Raw genomic sequence first — 13618 nt, 5'->3', positions numbered from 1 at the left:
CCGTCCGCCCCGCCGCCGGCAGGCAGCGCCACCCGAAGACGGCGTACTGGAGAGAAGCGATACCTGTGAGCGCAGCGACCACGCGAAGCCGCACCCCTGACCGCCTGTGCGCCGAGGCCGTCGACCTCGCCCGCGCCGCTGCGGAGGAAGCCGCAGCACCCGGAGTGGTCGGCGAGCACGAGGGCCTGGTCCGCGAGGGCGACCGGGTCGTGACGCACCTCTTCGCCTGCAAGGAGCCCGGCTACCGGGGCTGGCGCTGGGCGGCGACGGTGGCGAGGGCCTCACGCGCGAAGGTGGTCACCGTCGACGAGGTGGTGCTGCTGCCCGGCCCCGACGCCGTGCTGGCACCGGAGTGGGTGCCGTGGAGCGAGCGGCTGCGCCCCGGCGACCTCGGTCCCGGAGACCTGCTGCCCACCGAGGCCGACGATCTGCGGCTGGAGCCCGGCTACAGCGGCGCCGACGAGCCGACGCCGAACGCGGCCGTCTCCCCGGACATGGCCGAACTGGTGGAGGCGGAGGACGCCGAGGTCACCGAGGGCCCGCCGGCGAGCCTGTCCACCGTCCCGTCCCGCGGTTCGATCGCCTCGGTGGCCGAGGAGCTGGGCGTGCGCCGTGCCCGGGTGCTCTCCCGCTACGGCCTGCACAGTTCCGCCGACCGCTGGGAGGGGGCCTTCGGGCCGCGGACCCCGATGGCGCAGGCGGCCCCCGCCCCCTGCGTGAGCTGCGGTTTCCTCACCCCGATCGGCGGCTCGCTGGGGCAGGCGTTCGGCGTGTGCGCGAACGAGTTCTCCCCGGCGGACGGCCGGGTCGTCTCCCTGGCCTACGGCTGCGGCGCCCACTCCGAGGCGGCCGTGATGCCGAAGACGCCGCAGCCGGCGCCGCCCGTCGTCGACGAGACCCGCGTCGACCCCTTCCCGCTGCGCCCGGCACCGGACTCCGGCTCGGTGCCGGCGGTCACCGACGAGGAGTCCGCCGAACTGGGCCACTCGTAGGCCTGCGTCCCGGCCTGCGTCCCGGCCCGCGGTCTCCGCGCCCGGGCCCCGCCGCCCACCCGTTCCGATCCGGTGGCTCCTGGGTCAGGGTCCGTGGTCTGCGTGTTCCGATCCGGTGGCTCCTGGGTCAGGGTCCGTGGTCTGCGTGTTCCGATCCGGTGGCTCCTGGGTCAGGGTCCGTGGTCTGCGTGTTCCGATCCGGTGGCTCCTGCGTCCGGGTCCGCGGTCTCGGCGGCCGGGTCCGGCGGCTCCTGCGGTGCGGCTCGCCGCCTCCGCGGCCTTCGGGACGACACGCCCGGTCGGCGGGCGGCCTTCCGTCGCCGCCGGGGGCGTACCCGCCTGCGGTGGGGTGCGCGTGCCGGCTGCGACGACGGAGGGCGGCCGGAGGCGGCAGGCTGAGAACCGGGAACCCCGCCCGCGGCGCGGCCGGCCGCGGCCGGGAGACTCCCGTCGCCGGCGTACTCGCCTGCCGAGTTGCGGTCGGGCACCGTCGCGGTACCTTCAGTCGTCGCCGATGAGGAGAGTGAACGTGGTGAGCAAGTTCGTGCGGCCGGCGGCCGAGGGCGCCGATCCGTTCGGGACGGCACGTCTGCGCCGCGGTGTGCTCGACGCCTGGGCCACCAGCCCGGCCCGGTTCCGCGAGGACGCCAACGCCGAGGAGGACCTCGTCCTCGGCGGCTACCGGGACCGGCTCGTCGTCGAGCTGGCCCAGAACGCCGCCGACGCCGCGGCCCGCGCGGGAGTTCCGGGGCGGCTGCGCCTCACCCTCCGCGACGGTCTGCTGGCCGCCGCCAACACGGGCGCGCCGCTGGACGCCGCCGGCGTGGAGTCGCTGGCCACGCTGCGCGCGTCCGCCAAACGCGAGGCCCGGCAGCAGGCCGTGGGCCGGTTCGGCGTCGGCTTCGCCGCCGTCCTCGCCGTCACCGACGAGCCCGCCGTGGTCGGCCGGCACGGCGGGGTGCGCTGGTCGCTGGCCGAGGCCCGCGAGCTGGCCGCGGAGACCGCCCGGCACAGCCCCGGCCTGGGCGACGAGATCCGCCGCCGGGACGGGCACGTACCGCTGCTGCGCCTGCCGTTCGCCGCCGAGGGCACCGCCCCCGGCCCCTACGACACGGTGGTGATCCTGCCGCTTCGCGACACACCGGCGGCCGCCCTCGCCGAACGCCTCCTCGACGGGGTCGACGACGCGCTGCTGCTCGCCCTGCCCGGCCTGGACGAGGTCGTCGTAGAGGTCGGCGACACCGTGCGCACCCTGCTCCGCCGCAGCGAGGGCGCGCTGACCGTCGTGGAGGACTCCCGGGACGGCACCACCCGCTGGCGCACCGCCTCCGCACACGGGCCGCTCACCCCCGACCTGCTCGCCGACCGCCCCGTCGAGGAGCGGCTGCGTCCGCACTGGTCGGTGACCTGGGCCGTCCCCGTCGGCTCCGACGGCGGCCCCGAGCGGCCCCGCACCAGCCCCGTCGTCCACGCGCCCACCCCCAGCGACGAGGCCCTCGGCGTGCCCGCCCTGCTCATCGCAGGCTTCCCGCTGGACACCACCCGCCGCCATGCCGCGCCCGGCCCGCTCACCGACTACCTCGTCGAACGCGCGGCCGACGCCTACGCCGAACTCCTCGCCGACTGGCGCCCGGTCACCGAGGGCGCCATCGGCCTGGTGCCCGGCCCGCTCGGCCAGGGGGAACTGGACGGGGCGCTGCGCCGCGCGATCCTGGACCGCCTTCCGCGCACCTCCTTCCTGCCACCGGCCGCCGAGCCCGGTGAAGGCGAGGACGGCGAGGACGGCGAGCGGCTGACCGAGTCGCTGCGCCCGCGGGACGCCGAGATCGTCGAGGGCGCCGGCGCCGAGACCGTCCGGGTCCTCGCCGAGGTGCTGCCCACCCTGCTGCCCGCGGGCCTCGAACGCCGTCCCGAGCTGCGCACCCTCGGTGTCGCGCGGGTGCCGCTCACCGACGCGATCGACCGCCTCGCCGGGCTGGAGAAGGCACCGGCCTGGTGGCGGCGGCTCTACGACAGCCTGGCCGGTGTCGACCCCGACCGCCTGTCCGGGCTGCCCGTGCCGCTCGACGGCGGCGCCTCCCGGGCCCCCGGCAGCGGAGCCGTCCGGACCACGATCGGCCCCCGGCAGGTCCTGCTGCCCGGCGCGGACACGGCCCGCGTCGACTCCGAGGTCCTCGCCCGGCTCGGGCTGAAGGTCGCCCACCCCGACGCCGCCCACCCGCTGCTGGAGAAGCTGGGCGCACTGCCCGCCAGCCCCCGCGCGGTCCTCACCACCCCGCAGGTGCGTGCCGCGGTCGCGGCCTCCCTCGACGAGGACGCAGGGGCGTGGGACGAGGACACCCCGGACGCCGAGGAACTGGCCGAGACGGTGCTCGCGCTGGTCCGCGACGCCGGCCTGGAACCCGGTGACGAGCCGTGGCTCGGTGCGCTGGCGCTGCCCGACGAGGACGGCGATCTCGCCCCCGCCGGCGAGCTGGTCCTTTCCGGCAGCCCCTTCCACGGGATCATGCGGGAGGGGGAACTGGCCTGCGTGGACGCCGAACTGGCCGACACCTGGGGCGAGCAGCCGCTCGCCGCCTGCGGGGTGCTGGCCACGTTCGCGCTGGTCCGCGCCACGGACGTGGTCCTCGACCCGGACGAACTGGAGCCCCGCGACGGCGATTTCGCCGAGCCCGACGACACCGGCCTGCTGGACGCCGTCGACGTGTGGTGCGAGGACGTCCTGGACCGCTTCCCGGACACCCCGGTGCCGCCGGTGGCCACCGAGATCGTCGCGGTCCGCGACCTCGACCTCGTCGACGACGCGCAGTGGCCGCGGGCGCTGGCGATGCTGTCCCGGCCCCCGCTGCGGGACGCGCTCGTGCAGCCGGTGCGGATCCTGCTGCCGGACGGCACCCACGAGGTGGTGCGCCCCTACACGGCCTGGTGGCTGCGCGGGCACCCGGTGTTCGACGGCCGCCGCCCGGCCGGTCTGCTCGCGGCCGGCGGCGACCCGCTGCTGCACGGCCTGTACGACGAGGCCGACGCGGCCGGCTTCGACGACGAGCAGGTGCTGCGCGCGCTCGGGGTCCGCACGTCCGTCGCCGCGCTGCTCGACGAGCCGGGCGGCGCGGCCGAGCTGCTGGACCGGCTCGCCGACCCGGACCGGCGGGTCACGGCCGCGCAGCTGCACGGACTGTACGGGGCGCTGGCCGAGCTGGACCCGGAGCAGGTGACGCTGCCGGACGAGCTGCGTGCCGTGGTCGACGGCGGGGTGCGGGTGGTGGACGCGGCCGACGCCGTGGTCGTGGACTCGCCCGATCTGCTGCCGTTCACCGAGGGGGTGCCGCTGCTGCCGGTGCGGCCGGCCCGCGCCGCCGACCTGGCCGAGCTGTTCCAGGTGCGCCGGCTGAGCGAGTCGGTCACCGGCGAGGTGCACTCCGAGGGCGTCGAGCACGCGGTTCCGGAGCCGGTGCGGGTCCTCCTCGGCCCGCGTACCCCGGACGCCTACCTCGAGCACGGGGAACTCGTCGTCGACGGGGTGGAGATCGACTGGCGGCTCACCGACGACGGTGTGCTGCACGCCGCGACCCTGGAGGGCGTGGCCGCCGGTCTCGCCTGGGCGGCCGGGCAGTGGCCGCGCCGCTTCGAGGTGGCGGCACTGCTGGAGGACCCGTCGCGGACGGCGGAGCTGGCCCGGGACCGCTGGTTCGACTGACCTCGTGCCGGTCGACTGACCTTGTGCCGGTCGACTGACGCCGTTCCGGTCGGCCGGCCTCGTGCCGGTCGGCCGACCCCGGTCCGGGAGGCCGGTGGCGTGGACGCCCGGTGGTCAGGTGGGGAAGCGGTGGCCCACCCATCTCCACAGCACCTCCAGGGCGGCCGCCGCCACCGCGGCGATGCCGACCGCGGTCCACGGCATCGCCATGCCGACCAGTTTCAGCGCGAAGAAGTGCTGGAGCCACGGTACGGCCAGGACCAGCAGGAACGCCGCCCCCATCGCGGCCACCAGCCCCACCCGCCACCAGGTGTAGGGCCGCGCGATGATCGCCAGCACCCACAGGGAGATCAGGAACAGCGTCAGCGTGGCCGCGCTCGTCTCGGCGCCCAGCGAGTCCGCGCCGGTGTAGTGGTGGCGGGCGATGAGGTAGCTGGCGAAGGTGGCGGCACCGGCGACGAGACCGCCGGGGATCGCGTACCGCATGACGCGCCGCACGAAGCGCGGCCGTGCGCGCTCCCGGTTCGGGGCGAGGGCGAGGAAGAAGGCGGGCACGCCGATGGTGAGGGTGGACAGCAGCGTCAGATGCCGGGGCAGGAACGGGTACTCGATCTGCCAGCACACCACCAGCAGCGCCAGCAGCACCGAGTAAACGGTCTTCACCAGGAACAGGGTGGCGACCCGGGTGATGTTGCCGATGACCCGGCGGCCCTCGGCGACCACCGAGGGCAGCGCGGCGAAGCTGTCGTCCAGCAGCACGATCTGCGCCACGGCCCGGGTCGCCTCGGAGCCGGAACCCATGGAGACGCCGATGTCGGCGTCCTTCAGGGCCAGCACGTCGTTCACCCCGTCGCCGGTCATGGCGACGGTGTGCCCGTGCGACTGCAGGGCGCCGACCATGTCCCGCTTCTGCCGCGGGGTGACCCGCCCGAACACCGTGCCCTCGTCCAGGGCCCGCGCCATCCCGTCCGGTTCGTGCGGCAGCCGGCGTGCGTCCATCGCCGTGCCGTCCAGCCCCAGTTTGGCGGCGACCGCACCTACGGAGACGGCGTTGTCGCCGGAGATGACCTTGGTGTGGACGTCCTGCGCGGCGAAGTAGCGCAGGGTGTCGGCGGCGTCCGACCGGAGCCGCTGCTCCAGCACGACCAGCGCGGCCGGTGCGGCCCCTCGGGCGACCTCCGGGTCGTCCAGGGCGCGGGCGGTCCGCGCGAGCAGCAGGACCCGCATGCCCTGCTCGTCGAGGCGCGCGGTCTCGGCGAGCGCGGGGTCGTCCTCGTCCAGCAGCACGTCCGGGGCGCCCAGCAGCCACGTACCGGACGTGCCGTCGCCGTCGCCGCTGCCGTCGCCGCCGTCGTCGTTGCCGCCGTCGCCGTCGCGGAGGGCGGCGCCGCTGTACTTGCGGGCGGAGGAGAAGGGCAGCGTCCCGGTGCAGCGCGGGCCGTCGCCGGCCGGGTAGGCGTCGATGACGGCCCGCAGGGAGGCGTTCGGCCGGGGGTCGGACGCGCCGAGGGCGCCCAGGACCCTGCGGGCCTGCTCCTCGCCGGTGTCGCCGAGGGGACGCAGCTCGGTGACGTCCATGCCGCCCTCGGTGAGGGTGCCGGTCTTGTCCAGGCACACGGTGTCGACGCGGGCCAGGCCCTCGATGGCGGGCAGCTCCTGCACCAGGCACTGCTTGCGGCCCAGCCGGATCACGCCGATCGCGAAGGCGACCGAGGTGAGCAGCACCAGCCCTTCCGGGACCATCGGGACGATGCCGCCGACGGTGCGGGCGATCGAGTTCCCGAAGCCGTGCTGCTTCACCACGAGCTGGCTGATGACCAGGCCGATCGCGGTCGGCACCATCATCCAGGTGACGTACTTCAGGATCGTGGAGATGCCGGTGCGCAGTTCGGAGTGGACCAGGGTGAACCGGGACGCCTCCTCGGCGAGTTGGGCGGCGTAGGCCTCGCGGCCGACGCGGGTCGCCTGGAAGGCGCCGCCGCCCGCGACGACGAAGCTGCCGGACATCACCCGGTCGCCGGGGTGTTTGACGACCGGGTCGGCCTCGCCGGTGAGCAGCGACTCGTCGATCTCCAGGCCGTCGGCCTCCACGCAGACCCCGTCCACGACGGCCTTGTCGCCGGGGCCGAGTTCCAGCAGGTCGTCCAGCACGATCTCGGCGGTGCCGACTTCGACGGCCGCTCCGTCGCGGCGGACGGTGGGACGGACCTCTCCGATGACGGCGAGGGAGTCCAGGGTCCGCTTCGCCCGCCACTCCTGGACGATGCCGATGCCGGTGTTGGCGATGATGACGAAGCCGAACAGGCTGTCCTGGATCGGCGCCACGGTCAGCATGATCAGCCAGAGCACGCCGATGATCGCGTTGAACCGGGTGAACACGTTGGCCCGGACGATCTCCGTCAGCGATCTGCTGCCGCGTACGGGCACGTCGTTGACCTGGCCGCGGGCCACGCGCTGCGCGACCTCTTCGGCGCTCAGCCCGGCTTTCGGGACCGACGGGGGCCGGGCGGGATGCACCGGATCGAGTTCCTCGCCCGCGTCGATGTGCGTCATGCCATCGACGGTACGGGCGGAGGTGGCCGTTCACCCCCCGAGTGGGCGGATCAACCGGCCGGGCGACCGGGAAGGTGCGGTGGGCACGGGGCGGGGCGCACCGTCGCGGCGGGCGGGGCGCGGCGGGCCGCCGCGGCTACTCGGCCGGTGTCTGCTGCGTGGACTGGGTCCGCTGCGTCGGCCGGGTGGGTTGTCCCGGCCGGGTGGGTGCGTCGGCCGGCCGGCCGGCCGCGCGCCGGATGGCGGCGTCGCGCCTGCGGACGTACCAGACGCCGATCAGTCCGAGGCCGCCGCCGGCCAGGCACGTCCACAGCCACCAGGTGTGGCCGTGGTCGTCGAACCAGCCATAGAAGGGGAGCTGCACCAGGAAGAGGACGAACCAGAGGACGGTGCCGCCGGTGACGGTGGCGACCACGGGGCCCTCCAGGGGCTCCGGCGCCTCGTGCTTGGGGGTCCACTTCGCCATGTGCACAGCTTACGAGGCGGATCCCTCCGGTGCGGCGGGGCCCCGCGGAACGCGCCGACACCGGGTTCTACGCGCGGAGATAGCTATCTGGCCTTCATATGTTCATACTGAAACCGTCTGAGTCTGGCCAGATCCTTTCGTATGAAACACCAATAGTGACCTGGGGGAAACCTGTTGGTGATCCGGAGGCGGCGAGACTCGATCACGTTCTTGGTCCCGGTACTCCCGTACCCCCCACACCCCTGAGGTCCCTGCATGCCCACCCCGGCCCCCGCCAAGGCCGCTGCCGCCGAGCAGCCGGGCGCCCGCCCCCCGTACGGCGCCCTCGACCGCTACTTCCGGATCTCCGAGCGCGGCAGCTCCCTGCCCCGCGAGATCCGAGGCGGTTTCGCCACCTTCTTCGCGATGGCGTACATCATCGTGCTGAACCCGATCATCCTCGGCAGCGCGAAGGACATGTACGGCCATCAGCTCGACAACGGCCAACTGGTCACCGCGACGGCGCTGACGGCGGCGTTCACCACCCTCCTGATGGGCGTCATCGGCAACGTGCCGATCGCCCTCGCCGCCGGCCTGGGGGTGAACTCGGTGGTCGCCCTCCAGCTCGCCCCGCGGATGTCCTGGCCGGACGCGATGGGCATGGTCGTCCTGGCGGGCTTCATCGTGATGCTCCTGGTCGCCACCGGTCTGCGCGAGCGGGTCATGAACGCCGTGCCGTACGGCCTGCGCAAGGCGATCTCCATCGGCATCGGCCTGTTCATCATGCTGATCGGGCTCGTCGACTCCGGCTTCGTCACCCGGATTCCGGACGCCGCGCACACCACCGTCCCGCTCCAGCTCGGTGTCGACGGTCACCTCACCGGCTGGCCGGTGCTGGTCTTCGTCCTCGGGGTGCTGCTGACGCTGGCCCTCATCGTGCGCAGGACGCCCGGCGCGATCCTCGTCTCCATCGTCGCCATGACCGTGCTCGCGGTGCTCGTCGACGCCGTCGCCCACGTGCCCAGCTGGGGCCTGACCACGCCCCAGTGGCCCGGCAACCCCGTCGCCACCCCCGACTTCGGCCTCCTCGGCAAGGTCAGCCTGTTCGGCGGCTTCGGCAAGGTCGGCGTCCTGACCGGCGTCCTGTTCGTCTTCACCGTGCTGCTGTCGAGCTTCTTCGACGCGATGGGCACCATCATGGGCGTCTCCGACGAGGCCAGGCTCACCGACGCGCAGGGCCAGATGCCGGGCATCAACAAGGTCCTCTTCGTCGACGGCATCGCGGTCGCCGCGGGCGGTGCCAGCTCCTCCTCCGCCACCACCTGCTTCGTCGAGTCCACGGCGGGCGTCGGCGAGGGCGCCCGCACCGGCTTCGCCAACGTGATCACCGGCGGGCTGTTCGCCGCGGCGCTGTTCCTGACGCCGATCGCCACCATGGTGCCGTCCCAGGCCGCCACCCCCGCGCTGGTCGCGGTCGGCTTCCTGATCCTGGCCGGCTCGATCAGGGAGATCGACTGGGCGGACCACACGATCGCCATCCCGGCGTTCGTGACGATGCTGATGATGCCGTTCACCTACTCGATCACCAACGGCATCGGCATGGGCTTCATCACCTTCTCGGTGCTGCGCCTCTCGGCCGGACGGGGCAGGGAGGTGCCGCCGGTGATGTACGTCGTCTCCGCGGTGTTCCTCTTCTACTACCTGATGCCCGCCCTCGGCCTGCTGTGAGGCCGCTCCCCTCCCGCGAGGGGTGCCACGGGGGACGGGGCCCGCTCAGGGGACCCCGTTGACCCCGTAGAACTTCTCCGTCTCCTCGACGGCGGTCTGGAACCGCTCGTCGAAGTCACCCCGAGTGAGCGTCCGGACGACGTAGTCCTGGACGCTCATTCCTCTTCTGGCGGCGTGGTGGCGGAGCCGTTCGAGCAGCTCCCCGTCTATCCGCAGGCTGAGCACACTGGTCCCCATGCCCATGAGGGTCGCCGCAGGCGTCGGCGTGGCGGGCAACGATCCGCCACCTCATCACTCGTATGAGTGATGAGGTGGTTCAGTGGCAGGAGTCACGGGCATCCATGCCCGTGACCGGTGGTCTTTAGTTAGGGTAATGACCTACGCTAAAGAACATGCCGGACCTGAACCATGGCGACGACGCTGCCGCCGTGAACTCCCTGCGCTCCGCCGTGATGCGGCTGTCCCGTCGACTCAAGCACCAGCGCGTCGACGAATCGCTGAGTCCCACCGAGATGTCGGTGCTCGGCACCCTCTCGCTGTGCGGCAGGGCCACCCCGGGCGAACTCGCCCGCAAGGAGCACGTGCAGCCGCCGTCGATGACGCGCATCGTCGCGCTCCTCGAGGCCAAGGAACTCGTCCGGCTGGAGCCGCATCCCGAGGACCGGCGCCAGAAGGTCGTCACGAAGACCGAGCAGGCCGAGGCGATGCTCCAGGAGAGCCGCCGCAAGCGCAACGCCTTCCTGGCCTCCCTGGTCGACGACCTCGACGAGGACGAGTGGGCGAAGCTGCGCGCCGCCGCCCCCGTGCTGGAGAAGCTCGCCCACCTGTGAACGACCGCGAACCACCGCCGCAGCCCCAAGGAGGCGAACCCTTTTGAGTTCGGGATCCGGAACACCTTCCGCCCCCGCACCGATCCCTACGACCACCGCATCCCCCGCACACCGCTCGTCCTCGATGTTCAGCTCCCTGAGGGTCCGGAACTACCGCCTGTTCTTCCTCGGCCAGGTCGTCTCCAACACCGGCACCTGGATGCAGCGCATCGCCCAGGACTGGCTGGTGCTCAGCCTCACCGGCTCCGCCACCGCCGTCGGCGTCACCACGGCACTCCAGTTCCTGCCGATGCTGCTGTTCGGCCTCTACGGCGGCGTCCTCGTCGACCGCCTCCCCAAGCGCCGCACGCTGCTCGTCACCCAGTCCGCGATGGCCCTCACCGGCCTCGCGCTGGCCTTCCTCACCCTCACCGGACAGGTCGAGGTCTGGCACGTCTACCTCGTCGCGTTCCTCGTCGGCCTCGCCACCGTCGTCGACAACCCGGCCCGCCAGTCCTTCGTCACCGAGATGGTCGGCCGCGACCAGCTGCAGAACGCCGTCAGCCTCAACTCCGCGAACTTCCAGTCCGCCCGCCTGGTCGGCCCGGCCGTCGCGGGCCTGCTGATCACCGGCGTCGGCACCGGCTGGGCCTTCCTGCTGAACGGGCTGTCCTTCCTCGCCCCGATCGCCGGGCTGCTGCTGATGCGGGCCCGCGAGCTGCACGCCGTCCGGCGCGCCCCCCGCGGCAAGGGCCAGCTCCGCGAGGGCCTGCGGTACGTCGCCGGCCGCCCGGAACTGATCTGGACCATCGCCCTCGTCGGGTTCATCGGCACCTTCGGCTTCAACTTCCCCGTGTACCTGTCGGCCTTCGCCGACGACGTCTTCCACGCGGGCGCCGGCTCCTACAGCCTCTTCAACACGCTGATGGCGATCGGTTCCCTGGCCGGAGCCCTGCTCGCCGCCCGCCGGGGCACCTCCCGGCTGCGCGTGCTGACCGGCGCGGCCCTGCTGTTCGGCGCCGCCGAACTGGTCGCCTCGATCGCACCCTCGCTGTGGCTGTTCGCCGCTCTCATGGTGCCGCTCGGCATGTTCGGCATGACCGTCAACGTCACCGCCAACACCGGTGTGCAGATGGCCACCGACCCCGCCATGCGAGGCCGCGTCATGGCGCTGTACATGATGGTCTTCATGGGGGGCACGCCCGTCGGCGCCCCGATAGCCGGCTGGATCACCGACACCTACGGCGTCCGCGCCGGCCTGGCGGTCGGAGGCGCGATCTCCGCGGCGGCCGCGGTACTGATCGCCCTCGTCCTGGCCCGCCTCGGCAACCTTCGCCTGTCGGTCGGCTGGTACCGCGGCCACCCCAGTCTGCGGGTCGTGCCGCGCCGGCGCGCCGAGGATCTCGCGCCGGCCGCGTAGGCCTGCGCGGCCTCGGGTCCGCGGCCCCGGCACGGCGAACGGTGTGACGGTCGGCGGAGGGAGACTGGTTCCATGAGACTCTTCGTCGCCGTCCTGCCCGCCGACGCGGCCGTCCGGGAGCTCGCCGCGGAGGTGGACGCGCTGCGGGAACTGCCGGGTGCGCACGGACTGCGCTGGACCGAACGCCGCGGCTGGCACTTCACCCTCGCCTTCTGCGCGGAGGTCGGCGAGGACCTCGTCCCCGATCTGTCGGCACGTCTGGAGCGCGCGGCCCACCGCACCACCCCGTTTCCGCTGGCGCTGCACGGCGGCGGCCGGTTCGGGCGGGGGCGGGCGCTGTGCACCGGCGCCCGCGGTGACCTGGGCACGCTGCGGCTGCTCGCGGAGCGCAGCGAGGCCGCGGCCCGCAGGGCGGGCGTCCCGATGGGCGAGCCCCGCCGCTTCAGGGCGCACCTCACCCTCGCCCGCAGCCGCGGGACGGTCGACATGCGGGCCCACCTGGACCACCTGGAGCAGTTCTCCGGCAGCGACTGGACCGTACGGGAGCTGGTCCTGGTGCGCAGCCATCTGCCGAGGTCGGGAGTGCCGGGCGAACAGTCGCGGTACGAGGCGGTCGGCCGCTGGCCCCTGGGCGGGGCCGGTTAACCTCATGAGGTGGACCCGAAGACCCGGAACCTGATCATGGCCGCCGCGCTTCTGCTGATGTTCGTGGTGGTGATCGTGGCGGCGGCGGTCGGCAGGTGACCGGACGCCGCCGCGCACTGCCCGCACGCCCCGGGCAGGCGCGACGGCGCGAGCGCTACCAGGCGAAGGCCTCCGGAGACGGCCCAGGACCGGGGAACACCTCGTCCAGGCCGTTCAGCACCTCCTCACTCAGCTCCAGTTCGACGGCCCGCAGCGCCGAACCGAGCTGCTCGGCGGTGCGCGGGCCGACGATCGGGCCGGTCACGCCCGGCCGGGTGAGCAGCCAGGCGAGCGCCGCCTCGCCCGGTTCCAGGCCGTGCTTGTCGAGCAGGTCCTCGTACGCCTGGAGCTGTGCGCGCCGCTCCGGGTCCTTCAGCGCGTCGGCCGCCCGGCCGCTCGCCCGGCGGCCGCCCTCGACCTCCTTCCTCAGCACCCCGCCGAGCAGCCCGCCGTGCAGCGGGGACCAGGGGATCACCCCGAGGCCGTAGTCCCGCGCGGCCGGGACGACCTCCATCTCGGCCCGCCGCTCGGCGAGGTTGTAGAGGCACTGCTCGCTGACCAGACCGATGGTGCCGCCGCGCCGGGCGGCGATCTCGTTGGCCTGCGCGATCTTGTAGCCCGGGAAGTTCGAGGATCCGGCGTAGAGGATCTTCCCCTGGGCCACGAGGACGTCGACGGCCTGCCAGATCTCCTCGAACGGCGTGTTCCGGTCGACGTGGTGGAACTGGTACAGGTCGATGTGGTCCGTCCGGAGCCGCTTCAGGCTGGCGTCGACGGCGCGCCGGATGTTCAGTGCGGACAGCCTGTCCTGGTTGGGCCAGGCCTCGCCCCCGTCCAGCGCCATGTTCCCGTACACCTTGGTGGCCAGTACGACCTTGTCGCGCCGCCCGCCGCCCTGGGCGAACCAGTTGCCGATGATCTCCTCGGTGCGGCCCTTGTTCTCGCCCCACCCGTACACGTTCGCGGTGTCGAACACGTTGATGCCCGCGTCCAGGGCCGCGTCCATGATCGCGTGGCTGGCCGGTTCGTCCGTCTGCGGTCCGAAGTTCATCGTGCCGAGGACCAGTCGGCTGACCTTGAGTCCGGTGCGTCCGAGCTGTGTGTACTTCATGACTGCCCAGCCAACGGCGTGGAGTGCGCTCCAGGCAAGTGGGGGTGCGGCGGGTGGGGTGAGCGGGACGGCGTCCCGCCGGGTGGTGGAGGGGAGCAGGGGCGGCGGACCGCCGCCCCGGTCGGCGGTCCGGCGGTCGACGTCCGGGGCGGCGGTCCGGCGGTCGACGTCCGGGGCGG

General features: G+C 73.5%; 10 protein-coding genes. 6 read left to right on the top strand and 4 right to left on the bottom strand.

Annotated elements, in window-relative coordinates; translation table 11 throughout:
- Positions 1–65 precede the first annotated feature (65 nt).
- Positions 66–992: a DUF3027 domain-containing protein gene (locus ACL02U_RS30540; RefSeq protein WP_412794240.1), complete on the top strand. Its 927-nt coding sequence runs from the start codon at positions 66–68 to the stop codon at positions 990–992.
- Between the two features lie 532 nt (positions 993–1524).
- A complete protein-coding gene (locus tag ACL02U_RS30535) occupies positions 1525–4689 on the top strand; it encodes a sacsin N-terminal ATP-binding-like domain-containing protein (RefSeq protein ID WP_412794239.1) in 3165 nt (1054 codons plus the stop codon).
- A gap of 114 nt (positions 4690–4803) precedes the next feature.
- Here the strand turns inward: ACL02U_RS30535 and ACL02U_RS30530 are convergent, their stop codons facing one another.
- Positions 4804–7242 carry an HAD-IC family P-type ATPase gene (locus ACL02U_RS30530; RefSeq protein WP_412794238.1) on the bottom strand — a complete coding sequence of 813 codons (2439 nt, stop codon included), beginning with the start codon at positions 7240–7242 and terminating at the stop codon, positions 4804–4806.
- A gap of 136 nt (positions 7243–7378) precedes the next feature.
- Positions 7379–7708: a DUF2530 domain-containing protein gene (locus ACL02U_RS30525; protein WP_412794237.1), complete on the bottom strand. Its 330-nt coding sequence runs from the start codon at positions 7706–7708 to the stop codon at positions 7379–7381.
- Positions 7709–7963: 255 nt separating this feature from the next.
- Between ACL02U_RS30525 and ACL02U_RS30520 the strand changes: the two genes are divergently transcribed.
- A complete protein-coding gene (locus tag ACL02U_RS30520) occupies positions 7964–9415 on the top strand; it encodes an NCS2 family permease (RefSeq protein WP_412794236.1) in 1452 nt (483 codons plus the stop codon).
- A gap of 45 nt (positions 9416–9460) precedes the next feature.
- Here ACL02U_RS30520 and ACL02U_RS30515 read toward each other — a convergent pair whose 3' ends face one another.
- On the bottom strand, positions 9461–9658 hold the full coding sequence (locus ACL02U_RS30515) for a ribbon-helix-helix protein, CopG family (protein WP_412794235.1): 198 nt from the start codon (positions 9656–9658) through the stop codon (positions 9461–9463).
- A 149-nt stretch (positions 9659–9807) separates the two neighbouring features.
- On the opposite strand from ACL02U_RS30515, the gene ACL02U_RS30510 reads away from it, so the two are divergent.
- From ACL02U_RS30510 to thpR, 3 genes are all read left to right on the top strand, one after another.
- The gene (locus ACL02U_RS30510) at positions 9808–10245 is read left to right on the top strand and encodes a MarR family winged helix-turn-helix transcriptional regulator (protein WP_412794234.1); all 438 of its coding nucleotides are present in this window, start codon (positions 9808–9810) and stop codon (positions 10243–10245) included.
- Positions 10246–10369: 124 nt separating this feature from the next.
- Complete coding sequence (locus ACL02U_RS30505; RefSeq protein ID WP_412794233.1) at positions 10370–11644, top strand: MFS transporter; 1275 nt, start codon at positions 10370–10372, stop codon at positions 11642–11644.
- A gap of 72 nt (positions 11645–11716) precedes the next feature.
- Positions 11717–12289 carry an RNA 2',3'-cyclic phosphodiesterase gene (gene thpR, locus ACL02U_RS30500; RefSeq protein ID WP_412794232.1) on the top strand — a complete coding sequence of 191 codons (573 nt, stop codon included), beginning with the start codon at positions 11717–11719 and terminating at the stop codon, positions 12287–12289.
- A 154-nt stretch (positions 12290–12443) separates the two neighbouring features.
- Here the strand turns inward: thpR and ACL02U_RS30495 are convergent, their stop codons facing one another.
- Positions 12444–13439, bottom strand: coding sequence for an aldo/keto reductase (locus ACL02U_RS30495; protein WP_412794252.1), 996 nt, complete (start codon positions 13437–13439; stop codon positions 12444–12446).
- Positions 13440–13618 lie beyond the last annotated feature (179 nt).

The organism is Streptomyces sp. MS06, assembly GCF_047200655.1.
Taxonomy (GTDB): domain Bacteria; phylum Actinomycetota; class Actinomycetes; order Streptomycetales; family Streptomycetaceae; genus Streptomyces.
The sequence above is the reverse complement of the archived record's forward strand: the minus strand, read 5'-3'. Positions and strand labels throughout refer to the sequence as shown.